At 68.5% G+C, this 16,596-nt stretch carries 13 protein-coding genes; 6 read left to right on the plus strand and 7 right to left on the minus strand.

Translation table 11 applies throughout. From position 1 onward, the window contains the following. Window positions 1-59: 59 nt before the first annotated feature. Window positions 60-1,544 carry an RNA polymerase sigma factor gene (locus tag ncot_RS07355; protein WP_168617021.1) on the plus strand — a complete coding sequence of 495 codons (1,485 nt, stop codon included), beginning with the start codon at window positions 60-62 and terminating at the stop codon, window positions 1,542-1,544. A 282-nt stretch (window positions 1,545-1,826) separates the two neighbouring features. Next, window positions 1,827-2,369, plus strand: coding sequence for a hypothetical protein (locus ncot_RS07360; protein ID WP_168617022.1), 543 nt, complete (start codon window positions 1,827-1,829; stop codon window positions 2,367-2,369). A 6-nt stretch (window positions 2,370-2,375) separates the two neighbouring features. Here the strand turns inward: ncot_RS07360 and ncot_RS07365 are convergent, their stop codons facing one another. Both ncot_RS07365 and ncot_RS07370 read right to left on the minus strand, forming a co-directional pair. After that, window positions 2,376-2,852 carry a DUF456 domain-containing protein gene (locus ncot_RS07365; protein ID WP_168617023.1) on the minus strand — a complete coding sequence of 159 codons (477 nt, stop codon included), beginning with the start codon at window positions 2,850-2,852 and terminating at the stop codon, window positions 2,376-2,378. A gap of 75 nt (window positions 2,853-2,927) precedes the next feature. Beyond that, on the minus strand, window positions 2,928-3,152 hold the full coding sequence (locus tag ncot_RS07370; protein ID WP_168619220.1) for a hypothetical protein: 225 nt from the start codon (window positions 3,150-3,152) through the stop codon (window positions 2,928-2,930). A gap of 389 nt (window positions 3,153-3,541) precedes the next feature. Between ncot_RS07370 and ncot_RS07375 the strand changes: the two genes are divergently transcribed. Then, a complete protein-coding gene (locus ncot_RS07375; protein ID WP_168619221.1) occupies window positions 3,542-5,638 on the plus strand; it encodes a DNA topoisomerase IV subunit B in 2,097 nt (698 codons plus the stop codon). 75 nt (window positions 5,639-5,713) lie between these two features. Here the strand turns inward: ncot_RS07375 and ncot_RS07380 are convergent, their stop codons facing one another. The 4 genes from ncot_RS07380 to ncot_RS07395 all read right to left on the minus strand — a co-directional run bounded on the left by ncot_RS07380 (window position 5,714) and on the right by ncot_RS07395 (window position 11,273). Then, on the minus strand, window positions 5,714-6,208 hold the full coding sequence (locus ncot_RS07380) for a carbonic anhydrase (RefSeq protein ID WP_206065200.1): 495 nt from the start codon (window positions 6,206-6,208) through the stop codon (window positions 5,714-5,716). Between the two features lie 125 nt (window positions 6,209-6,333). Continuing rightward, window positions 6,334-8,073, minus strand: coding sequence for an MFS transporter (locus tag ncot_RS07385; protein WP_168617025.1), 1,740 nt, complete (start codon window positions 8,071-8,073; stop codon window positions 6,334-6,336). A 13-nt stretch (window positions 8,074-8,086) separates the two neighbouring features. After that, window positions 8,087-8,797 (minus strand): LppX_LprAFG lipoprotein, encoded by a 711-nt coding sequence (locus ncot_RS07390; protein ID WP_168617026.1) that lies wholly within the window; start codon window positions 8,795-8,797, stop codon window positions 8,087-8,089. A gap of 4 nt (window positions 8,798-8,801) precedes the next feature. After that, window positions 8,802-11,273 (minus strand): DNA topoisomerase (ATP-hydrolyzing), encoded by a 2,472-nt coding sequence (locus tag ncot_RS07395; RefSeq protein ID WP_168617027.1) that lies wholly within the window; start codon window positions 11,271-11,273, stop codon window positions 8,802-8,804. A 125-nt stretch (window positions 11,274-11,398) separates the two neighbouring features. On the opposite strand from ncot_RS07395, the gene ncot_RS07400 reads away from it, so the two are divergent. Genes ncot_RS07400 through ncot_RS07410 form a run of 3 tightly spaced genes read left to right on the plus strand, consistent with a single transcriptional unit; the run spans window position 11,399 to window position 15,872 of the window. Next, window positions 11,399-14,101, plus strand: coding sequence for a GNAT family N-acetyltransferase (locus tag ncot_RS07400; protein WP_168617028.1), 2,703 nt, complete (start codon window positions 11,399-11,401; stop codon window positions 14,099-14,101). A gap of 59 nt (window positions 14,102-14,160) precedes the next feature. Further along, window positions 14,161-14,760 carry a DUF5998 family protein gene (locus tag ncot_RS07405; RefSeq protein ID WP_168617029.1) on the plus strand — a complete coding sequence of 200 codons (600 nt, stop codon included), beginning with the start codon at window positions 14,161-14,163 and terminating at the stop codon, window positions 14,758-14,760. Further along, entirely contained in the window at window positions 14,757-15,872 is a 1,116-nt protein-coding gene (locus ncot_RS07410; protein ID WP_168617030.1) for a nucleotide pyrophosphatase/phosphodiesterase family protein, read from the plus strand. The genes ncot_RS07405 and ncot_RS07410 overlap by 4 nt, the downstream gene beginning before the upstream one ends. A gap of 64 nt (window positions 15,873-15,936) precedes the next feature. Here the strand turns inward: ncot_RS07410 and ncot_RS07415 are convergent, their stop codons facing one another. Beyond that, entirely contained in the window at window positions 15,937-16,590 is a 654-nt protein-coding gene (locus ncot_RS07415; protein ID WP_168617031.1) for a thymidine kinase, read from the minus strand. Between the last annotated feature and the right edge of the window lie 6 nt (window positions 16,591-16,596).

Genomic DNA, 16,596 nt, shown 5'->3' on the forward strand with positions numbered 1-16,596 from the left:
ACGAGAGCGGCTCTTGACGTTACCGGGCCTTGCCGCGCCCCAAATGCTTTTTCCGAGAGGTGTTCGTGTCTTCGAGCTCGCGCAAGTTGCTCCCCGCCGAGGTTCTGGCCCACCCCGAGATCATCGGGCTGTTGGAGCAGGCGGCCCCCTCAGGCACCCTGACCCCCGACGCCGTCCGCCGTGCCAGTGAGGCAGCCGCGATCGAGCCACGCCACCTGCGCGCCCTGATGGTGCACCTGGCTGCCGAGGGCATCACGGTGGTCCTCAACAGCGATGACCACGCGCGGGCCGTGGCCGCCGCTGCGCCGCGCAAGAGCACCACCACGTCGAAGACGGCCGCCAAGAAGGCGCCGGCGAAGAAGGCTCCCGCCAAGAAGGCTGCGGCCGACGTCGAGGCCGAGGCACCCGCGAAGAAGACACCCGCGAAGAATGCTGCCGCCAAGGCCGCCACCGAGCTGGTCGAGGCCACGGTCATCGGCCCCGATGGCAAGAAGGTGCTGCCCGACGTGCCGGACGAGCAGTTCGAGAAGGACGTCAAGTCCGACCCGACCATCAAGGAGGACGAGAAGAAGGCCTTCACCGTCTCCGCGGCCGACGAGACCGACGAGCCCGAGCAGCAGGTCATGGTCGCCGGCGCCACCGCTGACCCGGTCAAGGACTACCTGAAGCAGATCGGCAAGGTGCCGCTCCTCAACGCCGAGATGGAGGTCGAGCTCGCCAAGCGGATCGAGGCTGGGCTCTTCTCGGAGGAGAAGATGGCGAAGGGCGGTCGCATCACGCCGAAGATCCTCGAGGAGCTCGAGTGGATCTCCGACGATGGTCGTCGTGCCAAGAACCACCTGCTCGAGGCCAACCTCCGTCTCGTGGTCTCGCTGGCCAAGCGCTACACCGGCCGCGGCATGCTCTTCCTCGACCTGATCCAGGAGGGAAACCTCGGCCTGATCCGTGCGGTCGAGAAGTTCGACTACACCAAGGGCTACAAGTTCTCCACCTACGCGACGTGGTGGATCCGCCAGGCGATCACCCGCGCCATGGCCGACCAGGCCCGGACCATCCGCATCCCCGTGCACATGGTCGAGGTCATCAACAAGCTCGCCCGCGTGCAGCGCCAGATGCTCCAGGACCTCGGTCGCGAGCCCACTCCGGAAGAGCTGGCCAAGGAGCTCGACATGACCCCGGAGAAGGTCATCGAGGTGCAGAAGTACGGCCGCGAGCCGATCTCGCTGCACACCCCGCTGGGTGAGGACGGTGACTCCGAGTTCGGTGACCTGATCGAGGACTCCGAGGCCATCGTCCCGGCCGACGCGGTCAGCTTCACGCTCCTCCAGGAACAGCTGCACGCCGTGCTCGACACGCTCTCCGAGCGCGAGGCCGGCGTCGTCTCGATGCGCTTCGGCCTCACGGACGGCCAGCCGAAGACGCTCGACGAGATCGGCAAGGTCTACGGCGTGACCCGAGAGCGGATCCGGCAGATCGAGTCGAAGACGATGAGCAAGCTGCGCCACCCCAGCCGCTCGCAGGTCCTCCGCGACTACCTGGACTGAGCTCTCCACGAACCGCACGCACCAGCCCCCGTCTCGAGACGGGGGCTGGTGTCATTTCGTCGGACATCGAGGCAGGTGGACCACAGGCTGCAGGACAGGCTCGGGAGCTCGAACGCATCGGTCAGCGGTGAGGCACCGGCTGGCCAGGGTCATGGCGCGCTGGCAGGAGGCCGGGGCGGCTCGTGCAACCAATCAGCGCGTGGGTGCATCTGACTGGGTGATCGGGCCTCCTGGACAGGTGAGACCGGACCCGCTACTCGAGGAGCAATCATGATGTCGAGCATGAACCGCATGGCCAGCACCATCGCCGCCGTCGCGACGGCCGGCGTCCTGCTGATGCCGATGGGCACCGCCCATGCGCAGACGACCAAGGTCGACGACCCGGCCGATGCCACGGGATCGCTCGCCGACATCCGCACGGTGCGGGTGCGTCACGGTGTGGACCAGGTGCGGGTGCGGGCCACCTTCACCGACCTGCGCAAGCACGGTGGGGGAGTCACCAGTGCCGCGGTGTTCATCGACACCAGGCCCGGCCGCAAGGGGCCCGAGCTCGCGCTGGTCACCGGGCTGGAGTACGGCACGGACTACACCCTGGTGAAGGTGCGCCGGTGGAAGTTCGTCGGTGAACCGATCACCTGCGACCACCGGCTCCGGCTGGACTACCGGCGCGACCTGATGACCTTCAGGGTGGCCCGGTCGTGCTTCGAGGACCCGCGCAGGGTGCGCGTGGCCATGCGGATGGACGACTTCACCGATCGTTCCCACCTCATCACCGACTGGATGACCGGCCGGCGACAGTTCACCGAGTGGTTGACCAGGGGCTGAGCCCCTTCACGTCACGACGACACCGACGGCAAAGGTGAGCGCGGCCAGCATGCCGGCGGCCAGCTCGATCAGGATCGAGACGCCAACCGCCTTGAGGGCCGTCATCGTCGTACGACGTGCCGCCACCTGCCCGACCCGGCGTACCTCGGCGGCGTACACGCCCACGACGAAGCCCACGACCAGCCCCAGCACGGGGATCACGAAGAAGCCGATCACACCCAGGACGGCGCCGAGGGCGAGGGTGGAGCCGGGCACGCCGGCACGTCTCATGCCCTTCCCGGGGACGGTGTACTTCACGATGCTTCCCGCCGCGAGCAGCGCCGTGATGACTGCGAAGACCACCCATCCGGCGCCCTGGTCCACCTGGACGGCCCAGACCAGTGCGGCGGCCAGGATCAGCAGCGACCCGGGAAGAGCCGGGAAGATGATGCCGACCAGGCCGATGGCGATGGCCAGGGCAGCGATCACGTCCACGAGAGTCACGGCGTCAGCCTCCCACACCACAGCACGCGAATGGCCCCGACCTGGTCAGGTCGGGGCCATTCATGAAGGTCGGGATCAGTCGGACTCGACTGTCGGCTTGTCCTGCAACTTGTGGGTCTCGTCGACGACGGTGACGGCCACTTCGCGCAACTTCTCGTCGTGCTCACGGGCGTGGTGAGCGCAGAAGAGAAGTTCGAGTCCGGAGGCAAGCTCCACGCGAAGGTAGGCCTGGGCGCCGCAACGGTCGCAACGGTCAAGCGCCGTCAGTGTGGCGGAACTGGGGGCAACTGCTGTAGTCACTTCGGCCTCTCTTTCTGTCGTTGTCGGGTTCAACGAGCCGGAGCCGGAATTGATTCCCGCTTCGCCGTGTCACCTGACACATCCATCCAACCATGATCTGGGTGTACCCGGATCACCGGACTCCCACACCGTGGACCTGCATCCGCTTCATCCTGCACTGCTTGGAACGCACGGTACCCACAAGTGTGACGCGGTACCGGTGTTCCTGGTTGCGGTTCCAGCCAAGTTCCACCAGATCGTGTCTGCTTCGTGACCGTGCTCACAGGCTCAACATAGGCCGGGGTCGCTCCTTCACGTGGCAGGCCGCAGCCGCGCAACGCCGCGTGTCGCCGTACGCCGGTGGGCGTGCCGGGCGTGCCCTTCGCGCGCCAGCGCACCGCCCGGGATAGATTCAGGGGGAGAAGCAACCGAGCAAGGAAACCGTCATCGACAACACGTACAACGCAGCACACCTGTTGGTGCTCGAGGGACTCGAAGCTGTCCGCAAGCGTCCGGGCATGTACATCGGCTCCACCGACACCCGTGGACTGATGCACTGCGTCTGGGAGATCATCGACAACGGTGTCGACGAGGCCTTGGCCGGCGTCGCGCAGCACATCGAGGTCACGCTCCACCCGGACGGTTCCGTCGAGGTCCACGACGACGGCCGCGGCATCCCGACCGACAAGGAGCCCAAGACCGGGCTCCCCGGCGTCGAGGTGGTGGCCACCAAGCTGCACGCCGGCGGCAAGTTCGGTGGTGGCTCCTACGTCGCCACCGGTGGACTGCACGGCGTCGGCCTCTCCGTGGTCAACGCCCTCTCCGCACGCATGGACATCGACGTGGAGAGGTCGCCGTCCGCCCAGGGCCTGTCGTTCCAGCGTGGGATCCCGGGTGTCTTCGACGGTGACGGTCCAACCGACGCGTTCACCCCTCAGTCGGGGTTGACCCGCAAGGGGAAGCGCGTCGCCAAGGGGAAGTCCGGCACCCGCATCCGGTTCTGGCCCGACCGCCAGATCTTCACCAAGGACGCCGGCTACGTCTACGACGACCTGATCACCCGGGCCCGGCAGACCTCGTTCATCGTGCCCGGGCTGGAGCTCGTGATCCGTGACCAGCGTGGCCCGGACCCGGTGGAGGAGAAGTTCCGCCACGACGGCGGCATCGGCGAGTACGCCGAGTTCCTCTCCGAGGGCGATCCGGTCACTGACGTGTTGCGCCTGCAGGGCGCCGACACCTTCACCGAGACCGTGCCGATGCTCGATGACAACGGTCACATGACGCCCCAGGAGGTCGAGCGCGAGCTGACCGTCGACGTGGCGGTGCGGTGGAGCATGGGCTACGACACCACGCTTCGTTCCTACGTCAACGTGATCGCCACTCCCAAGGGCGGCACCCACGTCAGCGGCTTCGAGCAGGCCGTGACCAAGACCTTCAACGACGTCATGCGTTCCTCCAAGGCACTCAAGGTCAACGACGCGGACGTCATCAAGGACGACGTGCTCGAGGGCATGACCGCCGTGGTGACGGTGCGGCTGGCCGAGCCACAGTTCGAGGGCCAGACCAAGGAGATCCTCGGCACTTCCGCGGCGCGCAGCGTCGTCCGCAAGGTGGTCGCCGCGGAGCTGAAGTCGTTCCTCACCTCGACGAAGAGGGCTGAGAAGGCTCAGGCCAAGCTGGTCATGGAGAAGGTCGTGGGCGCCTCGAAGACGCGCATCGCGGCCCGCCAGCACAAGGAGACCCAGCGGCGCAAGAACGCGCTCGAGTCCTCCGCGTTGCCCTCGAAGCTGGCCGACTGCCGATCCAACGAGGTGGAGCGCAGCGAGCTGTTCATCGTCGAGGGTGACTCAGCGCTCGGCACCGCCAAGCTCGCGCGCAACTCCGAGTTCCAGGCGCTGCTGCCGATCCGAGGCAAGATCCTCAACGTGCAGAAGGCCTCGGTGGGCGACATGCTCAAGAACGCCGAGTGTGCCGCGATCATCCAGGTGGTGGGGGCCGGTTCCGGCCGCACGTTCGACATCGACGCGACGCGCTACGGCAAGATCATCTTCATGGCCGACGCCGACTCCGACGGCGCCCACATCCGCACACTCCTGGCCACACTGTTCTTCAAGTACATGCCTGAGCTCGTGATGCAGGGCCGGGTCTACTCGGCGGTGCCGCCCCTGCACCGCATCGAGATCAACCGTCCCAAGAAGGGGATGGACAAGTACGTCTACACCTATTCCGACGCCGAGCTGCAGCGCAAGCTCGCCGAGCTCAAGCGGAAGAACGTCACCTGGAAGGACCCGGTGCAGCGCTACAAGGGCCTCGGCGAGATGGATGCCGACCAGCTGGCCGAGACCACGATGGATCCGCGGCACCGCACGCTTCGGCGCATCACCGTCGACGATGCCGACGAGGCGTCGAAGGTGTTCGAGCTGCTGATGGGCTCCGAGGTGGCACCTCGCAAGGAGTTCATCGTCCAAGGTGCCTACGACATCGACGTCGAGGCGCTTGACGCGTGACCTGACCGGGGCCACCCCCGGTGTGTGGTTCTCCCGGCACTGGGTGCCGGAAGGACCACACAGAGGCGGGACCGGTCAGAACTTCTGGTCGATCAGGCCGGAGTCGACGTCATAGATGAACCCGCCGACCTTGACCGAGTCGGGGATCAACGGGTGGGAGACCACCTTGTGCACGTCGTCGCCGAGCGCGGCCTGCTGGTCGGGCACCATGCTGAACGTCTGCCAGGAGACGTCCTGGCCGGCGGAGGCGCCCACCTTCTCGCGGACCTGGTCGAGGGTCGAGGAGGCCATCGCACAGCGGGTGTGGGGGATGACCAGGATGCGGTTCACGTTGAGCAGGTGAACACCGAGGACCAGCGCCTCGAGGGCCTGGTCGGTGACACGACCACCGGGGTTGCGGAAGATCTTGGCGTCTCCAGCCTTGAGGCCGAGCATGTTGAGGGGGTCGATCCGCGAGTCCATGCACGTCACGATCGCGACGCCGGCATGGGCGACGCCGTCGAATCCACCGAGCTGGAAGTCGTCGGCGAAGGTGCGGTTGGCAGAGATCAGGTCGTCGAAGTCGCTCACGTTTTTCAACTTAGCGGACAGCCTGGAGGCCGCCGACCCAGGGTCGCTCCGTGGACAACAAGAAGTGCCTGTTCGCGCAGCAAGAGTTGCCCGTTCGCGCAGCAAGGAGCGGCGGTGGCGGTTCGTCAGCCGGCGGCGCGGAGGAGCTCGCGGGTCTCCAGACCACGCGTTGCCGCGCCGCGGAACAGCCACAGCGCCAGGACGGCAGCGACCAGGGCACAGACGGCGGCGCCGAAGAACACGGTGTGCTCCTGGGCAAGGGCGGCCTGGGTGCCACAGAAGGACGTCTTGCCGGGGTGGGTGTCGAGACAGTCCACGTTGGCCTGGTAGAACCACCGCACGCCGATCGTGGTCAGCGCCGAGATGCCGACCAGCATGCCGATCATCCGGGCCACCACCACCAGTGCGGCGGCGACACCGTGCACGGAGTCAGCAGTGCTGGCCAGCAGGGCGGCGTTGACCGGGGCCAGTGCGAGTCCGAATCCGAAGCCGGCCAGGACCAGGGCGATGGTGGAGCTCGGGTGCTCCAGCGCATGCTCGTCCCAGCGGGTCATCAGCACGAAGCCGGCCGCCGCCGCGAGCATGCCGAGTGCGGTCACCACACCCGAGGGCCAGCGGCGGGTGAGCAGGCCGCCGATCACGGCGCCGATCGGCAGCGCCACCAGGAACCTGAGCAGCACCAGGGCAGCGAGCAGCTGTGAGTCGCGGTGGACGGTCGTGCGCGCGAAGATCGGGATGTCGATCAGCGCGGCGATCAGGGCAGCACCGATGAAGAAGCTGACCAGCAGCGATCCCCAGGCCGGCTGCGCGTTGATCGCACCGCGCGGGATCAAGGGTCGCTCGGCGCGGCGCAGGTGCACGATGAAGGCGAACGTGGCCACGGCCGAGCCGAGCAGGAACCACGGTCCGCGCTCGGAGAAGACCTGCACCTCGGGGTCGGCCGTGGCGAAGGCCAGGATGACCCCGCCCAGCGCCACCGCGAGCAGCAGCGCACCGACCAGGTCCGCGTCGATGAGGTGACGCATCCACGCACGTAGGTCGACCCACGGCCTGCGCGCGAAGGTGCAGCGCAGCAGCAGGACCAGGCCGGCTCCCATCGCGATGACTCCGATCGGGGTCAGCCAACGCCCGTCGCCGGTGTAGGGGATGAAGAGCTGGCCCCACGTGAGGTCGCGCTGCAGCGCGCCGGGCCGCATCATCGTGACCACGGCTGCCCCGAGGGCGACCACCGCGGCGAGCATGCCGATCCAGTCCGGTCGACCCGGGGGAGCGGAGTCCTCCTGCGCGGGGTGGGCGCCGGCAGCGGCGCGGATGGCCAGGGCCAGCAGCACACCGGCAACCAGATTGATCCCGAAGATGAACTGCCAGGGGGCGAAGGCGAGCACGAGGGCACCGAACAGTGGCCCGAGGACGCTGCCGAGCTCCTGGACCCCGGACACCACGCCCAGGGGCAGACCACGTCGCTCCGCGGGGTAGATGTCGGCCACCAGGGCGAGGGTCGCCGGCACCAGGCCACCGCCTCCGACGCCCTGCAGGAATCGCCCGCTGACCATGCTGGGCAGGTCGTAGGCCAGGGCGGTGATCAGTGAGCCGATGGCGAAGACCACCAGCGACATCACCAGGACCGGCACCCTCCCGCGCAGGTCGGCGATGCGACCGATCAGCGGAAGCATCGCCACGTAGCCCAGCAGGAAGCCCGAGATGATCGGAGCAGCTCGTTGGAGCTCCGCGATGGGGATCTTGGCGGTCCCCATCATCTCCGGCAGCGCCAGCACGACGACATAGGTGTCGGCGGCGGCGAAGGCCACGGCGATCGAGGCAAGGACCAGCAGCAGACGAGCCCTGCCGGAGGCCACTGCGGGCATCGACACGAGGACCTCAGGGAGCCTGGACGTCGGACTCGTCGTAGTCGCCGTACCTGTCGAAGCTGATGGTGTAGGTCATCGAGTCGACGTCGGGGTAGAACTTGCCGCTGACCTCGACCTCGCGCAGCTCTTCGTCGGAGCTGACCTGGTAGGTCACGTCGAAGTCGCCGGAGGCGCTCGGGATGATCCGGGTGACCTGGTCGCCGGAGAGGGTGCCGGTGTACTCGGTCAGCACCTCGTCGTTGTTGGACCCGCCACGGACGTCCTTGCCCTGCTCGAGGTCCTCGGTCTCGAGCAGCAGGTCGGAGATGCCGCCCTCGGTGGCGATCAGCAGGGCCGGGTCGGGCGCGCCGTAGTCGGCGGGGTTCTCCTCCTCGAAGCCGGCACCGAGGATGTTCATCCAGACCTTGCCGTCGACAGCAACGACGTCGACGTCCACGGTCAGGCCGCTTCGGGATGCGGTGACCGTGCCGTCGAAGCCCGCCGGGTGGACGGCGATCCCCTCGGCGTCGGTGACCCCGGAGACACCGTCGGGCAAGCCCTCGGACCGCAGCTCCAGGTGGACACCGGACGTCTCGTCGAGGGTCTTCTTGGCAAGGGCAAGGGCCTCCTCGGGCGAGTTGTCCTTGCTGATCGGGTCACCGTTGTCGTCACCGGAGCAGCCAGCGAGGGCGAGCGTGGCGACGAGGGCGGTCGCGGTGAACGCGCGTCGGGTCTTCAGCATGGGCTCAGCCTTCCACAGGGGAGTCGGAGTCAAACCGCGCGGCAACAGGACCGGCACAGGCAGCGATGGGTTGCGCAGACGGTACGCCGGAGCCGTCGCGGCGCCCCGTGGCCTCGGGCAGGTCGACAGCGGCGCCACTTGCCGCGGCCGCTCGGGCCGGAGCAGGCCCGGCCCAGGCCAGGACCAGGGTGTCCTCGCCCCGGAGGAAGCGGTGGCACCGCACGCCGCCGGTGCCACGGCCCTTGGAGGGGTACTCGGTGAACGGGGTGACCTTCACGGCACCGGCCTCGGTGCCCGGGAGGGCGGTGCTCGAGCCGGAGGCCGTCACCACGACGGCATCTCCCGACACGATGCCGAACCACACGGCACGCTGGTCGTCGCTGATGCGGATGCCGGCCACGCCGCCGCCGGCACGGCCCTGGGGGCGGACCAGGTCGGCCGCGAAGTGGAGCAGCTGCCCGTCGCTGGTGATGAAGCACAGGTCGACGTCCTCGTCGGTGAGCTCGACGGCGCCGACCACCTCGTCGCCGTCCTTGAGCGAGATGAAGTCCCAGTCGTCCCGGTTCGGGACGTCGGGATTCACCCGCTTCACGATGCCGTCCCGGGTGCCCACGGCAAGGCCCGGGCCGTCTGCCCTCAGCGACGTGAGGCCGAGGACCTGTTCGCCGCTCTCGAGCTGGACGAACTCACTGAGCGGCAGGCCGCCGCTGAGGTGGGGGTGGTTCGCCGTGGGGGGCAGGGTCGGCAGCTCCAGCACGCCCAGACGGATGACCCGCCCGCGGCTGGTCAGGACGCCGACCTCGCCGCGTGCCGTGCTGTGGACGGCGGAGACGATGACGTCGTGCTTGGACCGGCCGCCACCGGTGCCCGGCGCGCTGGCGTCATTGGTGCGCGCCAGCAGGCCCGTCGAGGAGAGATAGACCAGGCACGGGTCGTCGGCGACCTCGAGGGGCTGGGTGGTCTTGGCGGTGACGCCGGACGACTCCAGCAGGACCGTGCGGCGAGGCGTGCCGTAGGTCTTGGCCACCTCGGCCAGCTCGTCGGAGACGACCTTGCGGAGCAGCTTCTCGTCGGCCAGGATCGCGTCGAGCTCCTCGATCGTCCGTCGCAGCTCGTCCTGCTCCTTCTCCAGCTCCAGCTTGCTGAACCTGGTCAGCCGGCGCAGGGGCATGTCGAGGATGTAGTCGGCCTGGATCTCGGAGAGCTCGAAGATCTCGATCAGGCGTTCCTTCGCTGCGGCAGCGTTGTCGGAGCCGCGGATCACCTGGATCACCTCGTCGATGTCGAGGATGGCGATCAGCAGGCCGTCGACGAGGTGCAGTCGGTCGGCCGCCTTGCCGCGGCGGAACACAGTGCGTCGGCGAACGACGTCGAAGCGGTGGCCGAGGAAGACCTCGAGCAGCTCCTTGAGCCCGAGGGTCCGCGGCTGTCCGTCGACGAGCGCGACGGTGTTGATGCCGAAGGAGTCCTCCATCGGGGTCTGGCGATAGAGCTGTTCGAGCAGGGCCTCGGGGTTGATGCCGTTCTTGACCTCGATGACGAGGTTGAGGCCCTTCTCGCGGTCGGTGAGGTCCTTGATGTCGGAGATCCCCTGGAGCTTCTTGGTCTGCACCAGGGTCTTGATCCGCTCGATGATCTTCTCGGTGCCGACGCCGTACGGCAGCTCCGTGACCACGATGCCCTTCTTGCGGGGCGTGACGTTCTCGATGCGGGCAGTGGCCCGCATCCTGAAGGTGCCGCGACCGGTCTCGTAGGCGTCGCGGATGCCGTCGAGGCCGACGATCTTGCCGCCGGTGGGCAGGTCGGGACCGGGGATGAACCGCATCAGGTCATCCACCGTGGCCTTCGGGTGCGTGATCAGGTGACGCAACGCCTGCACGACCTCGATGAGGTTGTGCGGTGCGATGTTGGTCGCCATGCCGACCGCGATGCCCGTGGTGCCGTTGACGATCAGGTTGGGGATGGCGGCCGGTAGCACCGACGGCTCCTGCTCGCGGGAGTCGTAGTTGGGCTTGAAGTCGACGGTGTCCTCGTCGATGGAGGTGGTCATCGCCAACGCGGCCGGCGCCATCCGGCACTCGGTGTAGCGCATGGCGGCGGGGGAGTCGTCGGGCGAACCGAAGTTGCCGTGCCCGTCGATGAACGGCAGGCGCATCGACCAGGGTTGTGCCATCCGGACCAGGGCGTCATAGATCGCCGAGTCACCGTGGGGGTGGAGGCGACCCATCACCTCACCCACCACCCGGGCGCTCTTGACGTGACCGCGGTCGGGGCGCAGGCCCATGTCGTTCATCGTGTGGAGGATGCGTCGCTGGACCGGCTTGAGGCCGTCCCGGGCGTCGGGCAGGGCCCGGGAGTAGATGACCGAGTAGGCGTACTCGAGGAACGAGGCGCGCATCTCGTCGCCGACATCGATGTCGAGGATGTGTTCCTCGAAGTCTTCGGGCAGGGGCGGTTGCGTCGTACGGCGAGCCATGGGGCGCATTGTTCCCCGTCGGCCCAAGGAAACGCGCGGGGGCTCGCCGCCTGTGCCCGGATCCACACATCGACCGTGGGAGCCTGGGCCGGACAACACTTCGGCGACAGGCTAGATTTCGGGGTGTGAGTCCAGCGAGCAACACCACGCCCGTGCCGCCCAGGCACTGGTCCGCCGACGTGCTGCTGATCGACGGGAGCACGGCCCACATCCGCCCGATCCGGCCCGACGACGCGGAGCTGCTCGTGGAGTTCTACTCCCGGGTCTCCGACCAGTCGAAGTACTACCGGTTCTTCTCACCGATGCCGACGTTGTCCAACAAGGACATCGAGCGGTTCACCAACGTCGACCACATCGCCCGGGTCGCGTTCGTGATGGTCCTGGCCGACCAGATGATCGCCGTCGGCCGCTTCGACCTGATCAAGCCCGGTGAGGCCGAGGTGGCCTTCCTCGTGGAGGACCGCCACCACGGCCGTGGGATCGCACAGGTGCTCCTCGAGCACCTCGCGCAGGCTGGTCGTGAGCTGGGCATCGAACGGTTCGTCGCCGAGGTGCTGCCCGACAACCGCCGGATGATCACCACCTTCAAGGACGCCGGCTACCACGTGGCCGGGGGCTTCGAGGACGGCGTGATGAGCCTCGCCTTCGACATCGACCCGACGACCACCGCGATCGGGGTCATGGAGAACCGCGAGCACCGGGCCGAGTCGGCCTCGATCGAGAAGTTCTTCAACGCACGGTCCGTCGCCGTGGTCGGCGCCAGTCGCCGCCAGGACACCATCGGGCAGGCGCTGGTGCGCAACCTGATCACGGCTGACTTCACCGGTGTCGTGCACGCAGTCAACCCCAACTCCGACCCGGTGTCCGGCCTACCGGCGTACTCCTCGGTGACGGAGATCCCCGGTGAGGTCGACGTGGCCATCGTCGCGGTGCCGGCCAACGCGGTGCAGGACGTCGTCCTCGACTGCGCGGCCAAGGGCGTCCACGGCATGATCGTGATCTCCTCGGGCTTTGCCGAGACCGGCGACGAGGGGCGTCGTCGGCAGCGCAAGCTGGTCGGGCTGGCCCGCTCCTACGGCCTGCGGCTGATCGGTCCCAACTGCCTCGGCGTGATCAACACCGACCCGGAGGTCTCCCTCAACGCCTCCTTGTCCGGCCTGATGCCCCCGCGTGGTCGAGCCGGGTTCTTCTGCCAGTCCGGTGCGCTCGGCTCGGCCATCCTCGAGAAGGTCGACAAGCGCGGACTGGGGCTGTCCACCTTCGTGAGCGCGGGCAACCGTGCCGACGTCTCGGGCAACGACCTCCTCCAGTACTGGGAGGAGGACGACACCACCGAGGTCGTCCTGCTCTACCTGGAGTCGATCGGAAATCCGCGCAAGTTCTCCCGCATCTCGCGTCGCGTCTCGCGGCGCAAGCCGATCGTCGCCGTCCGTTCCGGGCGCACGACCCAGGGCGTGCCGATGGGCCACTCCGTGCGCAGCATCGCCGCACCGCAGCAGGCAGTCGACGCCATGTTCCGCCAGGCCGGCATCATGCAGGTCGACACCCTCGAGGAGATGTTCGACGTCGCCCAGCTGCTGGCCCACCAGCAGCTGCCGAACGGGCGCCGGGTGGCCGTCGTGGGCAACTCCGACGCACTCGGGCTCCTCGCCACCGACGCGGCCGCCTCCGTGGGCCTGGTGGTGAGCAAGTCGGTGGCCCTCGGCGCCAACGCCACAGCCGAGGACTTCGAGGACGCCCTCGACGCCGCCATCGACGACCCCGACGTCGACTCCGTGGTCGCGGTCTACATCCCACCGCTCAACGTGAGCGGCGAGGAGGTCGCCAACGTCCTCGCGGCCGTGGGGGAGCAGTCCGACAAGCCACTGGTCTCGACGTTCCTCGGCTCCGAGGGCGTCCCCGAGCTGCTCCGGGTCCCGGACGTCGCCGGGTCGACCGCAGGACGAGGCTCCGTGCCCTCCTACCCGGCCGTGGAGTCTGCTGTCCGTGCCCTGGCCCACGTCGTGGAGTACGCGATGTGGTTGCGCACTCCCCAGTCGGGGAGTGACGAGCGCGGCGAGGTCGACGTCCTGAGCGCGAAGAAGCTGATCAACACGATCCTCATGCAGCACCCCGAGGGTCGTGACCTCGACTTCCACGAGCTGCACGCGCTCCTCGGTGCCTACGGCATCGACCTCTGGGAACCGCGAGCAGTGCGCAATGCCGACGAAGCGGTCGCGGCCGCGGTGGAGCTGGGATGGGACGTGATCCTGAAGGCCACCGCCGAGCACCTGCGCAACCGCCCCGACCTGGCCCACGTGTGGCGCAACATCGACGACGAAGAGGACATGCGCGAAGGCTTCGCGTCGTTGTCGGAGCTGATCACCGACCCTGAGAGCGCCGGCTTCGTCGTGCAGAAGTCTGCCCCGCCGGGGGTCCCGGTCGCCATCGCGGCCGTCGAGGACCCCCTGTTCGGCCCTGTGGTGTCCTTCGGGATCTCCGGCCCGCTGACCGAGCTGGTGGGCGACAAGGCCTACCGCATCCCGCCGCTGAGCGAGCACGATGCCCGGGCCATGACCCGCGAGATCAAGAGCTCGCCGATGCTGTTCGGCTACCGCGGCAGTGAAGTCGTCGACGTGGACCGGGTCGAGCAGCTGATCCAGCTCGTCGCCCGCCTCAAGAACGACTTCCCGCAGCTGCGATCGATCGACCTGTCGTTGGTGCTGGCCGGTGCCGCCGCGTCCACCGTGCTCTCGGCACACGCCCGCGTCGAGCCGGTGGCGGACCTGCGCTCGGACTGGTTCGTCCGCCGCCTCAACGCACAGGTCGAGGACACCATCCCCGACTGAGCAGGTGCTGCTGTGGATCACGATGCCGGTGCTTCGACGCGTCGTGACAGACTCGTGCCATGCGCAACCGAGGCCTGACCGACCCCTCCGACACGTTCGCTGCCCTGCGTGCCGCCATCGACCGGACCGGCTACTACCCCGACGTGGTCACCAGCGGTGTCTCCGACGCAGTGGCCGGGGAGTCGGTGACCGCCTTCTACGTGCACCATGAGCCGACCATCGAGCGGGACGAAGTGCGCCGGCACATCACGGTCGTGGTGCTGACGGCCAGCCGCCTGATCCTGGCCCACACCGATGAGCACGCTGGCGACGACCTGCTGCCCCAGCCCTACACCTCGACCTCCACCGAGGCGATCTCGCTCTCGTCGGTGCGGTCGGTCGTGGTGACCCGCATGGTCGCCAACCCGACGTCGGGTCCGCAGCCTGCCGCTGAGGCCGTGCTGACGGTCGGGTGGGGTGGCGTCGGTCGCATCGACCTCGAGCCCGCCGCCTGCGCCGACCCCCAGTGCGAGGCCGACCACGGCTACACCGGCATGTTGGCCTCGGACGACTTCTCGCTCCGGGTGTCTGCTGCGGCTGAGGGCCACGACGCGGTCACCTCGCTGCTGGAGTTCGCGGCCAGCCTCTCTGCGGCCACACACCCCAACGCGGCGTCGTGAACGCGGGGTTCGTCGAGCCCGCCTACGGAAGTCGCTCACTCGGCGACGTGGTTCCGGCGGTCGCCGCTGCCCTGGGTTCACCACTCGGCGCGCTGCCTTCCGCCCTCACCCTCCCGGAGGCCAGCGGCTACGTCGTCTTCCTCGTGGACGGGCTCGGGCAGCGACTCCTCGAGCGCTACGCCCACGCCGCGCCGTACCTCTCGGAGATCGCGGCGACCCCGGGCACGGCCGGGGTGCCGTCGACCACGGCCACGTCGCTCACGTCGCTGGGCACCGGGCTGACGCCCGGGCAGCACGGCCTGGTGGGGTTCACCGCTCGGGTCCCGGGCACCGACACGTTGCTCAACCACCTGTTCTGGGACCAGGACGTCGACCCCGTCGAGTGGCAACCCCACCCGACGGCGTTCGACCACCTGTCATCGGCCGGCGTGCACGTGACCGCGGTGAACCGACGCGCGTTCGTGAACTCGGGCCTGACCCGCTCCGGTCATCGTGGCGCGAACTTCGTGGGTGCGGACAACGTGGCGGAACGACTGGCCGGCGTGCTCGACGCGGCGGGCCGATCGCCCTCGCTGACCTATGTCTACGACGGCGACCTCGACCACACCGGCCACAAGCACGGCATCGCTTCGCGCGAGTGGCTGCAGGAGCTCTCCGCCATCGACGACGCGGCCGAGCGGATGCGGGAGGCGTTGCCCGGCTCCGTGCGCCTCGTGGTGGTCGCCGACCACGGCATGGTCGACAGTCCCCAGTCCTCGCGAGTGGACGTCGATGACCGCCTGCAGCTGCGTGACGGCCTCGCGCTGATGGGTGGCGAGGCCCGGTTCCGCCACCTCTACTGCCGCCCCGGAGCCGTGGCCGACGTGGTGACCACCTGGCAGGAGGTGCTCGGCGACCGGGCCAGCGTCCTCACCCGTGACGAGGTGATCGAGCGTGGCTGGCTCGGCCCGGTCGAGTCGCGGGTCCGCGCACGGCTCGGCGACGTCATGGTCGCCTGCCACGGTGACACCGCGGTGGTCTCGACCCGCGACTTCGCCTACGAGAACACCTTGGTCGGGTTGCACGGCTCCCTGACCCCCGACGAGATGACCATCCCGATCATCGTCGACTGATCCCGCCGTTCCTCGGGCCCTGCCCGTCTCCCCCGGGTGCCCGGGGCCGTTGGGACGGGCCCGGTCAGCCGAAGGGCAGCGGGTCGGGGGCGAGCGAGACGGCCTTGGCCCGGGCCGAGGTGAGCTTGCGGCGGTGGTGCTGACGGCACAACACCTCGTAGGACACCTCGGCAGGCTCGGCGTCCCGCTCCTCGACGTCGCCGACCACGACGACATCACCCTCGGTGACCATGGCGCCGTTCTCGGTGCGGGCGTTGTGGGTGGCTCGCTTGCCGCACCAGCAGAGCGCCTCGACCTGGAGCACGTTCATCCGGTCGGCCAGCTCCACCAGCCGGGCACTGCCGGGGAACAGTCGCGAGCGGAAGTCCGTGAGGATCCCGAAGGCGAACACGTCGATCTGGAGCTCGTCGGTGACCTTGGCGAGCTGGTCGATCTGCTCCGGTGTGTAGAACTGGGCCTCGTCGCAGATCAGGTAGTCGATGCGCCCACCCTGGGTGAGGGTGTCGACGACGTACTTCCAGAAGTCGAAGTCGGCGGTGACCTCGAGGGCCTGGTGGGTCAGCCCGAGGCGCGAGGACAACAGTGCCTCGCCGGCCCGGTCGTGGGTGGTGAAGATCCGGCCGATCCGGCCCCTCGCCGCGTGGTTGTGGTTCGTCTGGAGCGCCAAGGTGCTCTTGCCCGAGTCCATGGTCCCGGTGAAGAAGTGAAGTTCAGCCACGGGGCG

Source organism: Nocardioides sp. JQ2195, from assembly GCF_012272695.1.
Lineage (GTDB): Bacteria > Actinomycetota > Actinomycetes > Propionibacteriales > Nocardioidaceae > Nocardioides.

Excerpts from the sequence above, each read along its gene's own strand:
- ncot_RS07385 (WP_168617025.1), bottom strand. The coding sequence starts at position 8,073 with ATGCCCGCAGTGGCCTCCGGCAGGGCTCGTCTGCTGCTGGTCCTTGCC.
- ncot_RS07405 (WP_168617029.1), top strand. The coding sequence starts at position 14,161 with ATGCGCAACCGAGGCCTGACCGACCCCTCCGACACGTTCGCTGCCCTG.
- ncot_RS07395 (WP_168617027.1), bottom strand. The coding sequence starts at position 11,273 with ATGGCTCGCCGTACGACGCAACCGCCCCTGCCCGAAGACTTCGAGGAA.
- ncot_RS07390 (WP_168617026.1), bottom strand. The coding sequence starts at position 8,797 with ATGCTGAAGACCCGACGCGCGTTCACCGCGACCGCCCTCGTCGCCACG.
- ncot_RS07360 (WP_168617022.1), top strand. The coding sequence starts at position 1,827 with ATGAACCGCATGGCCAGCACCATCGCCGCCGTCGCGACGGCCGGCGTC.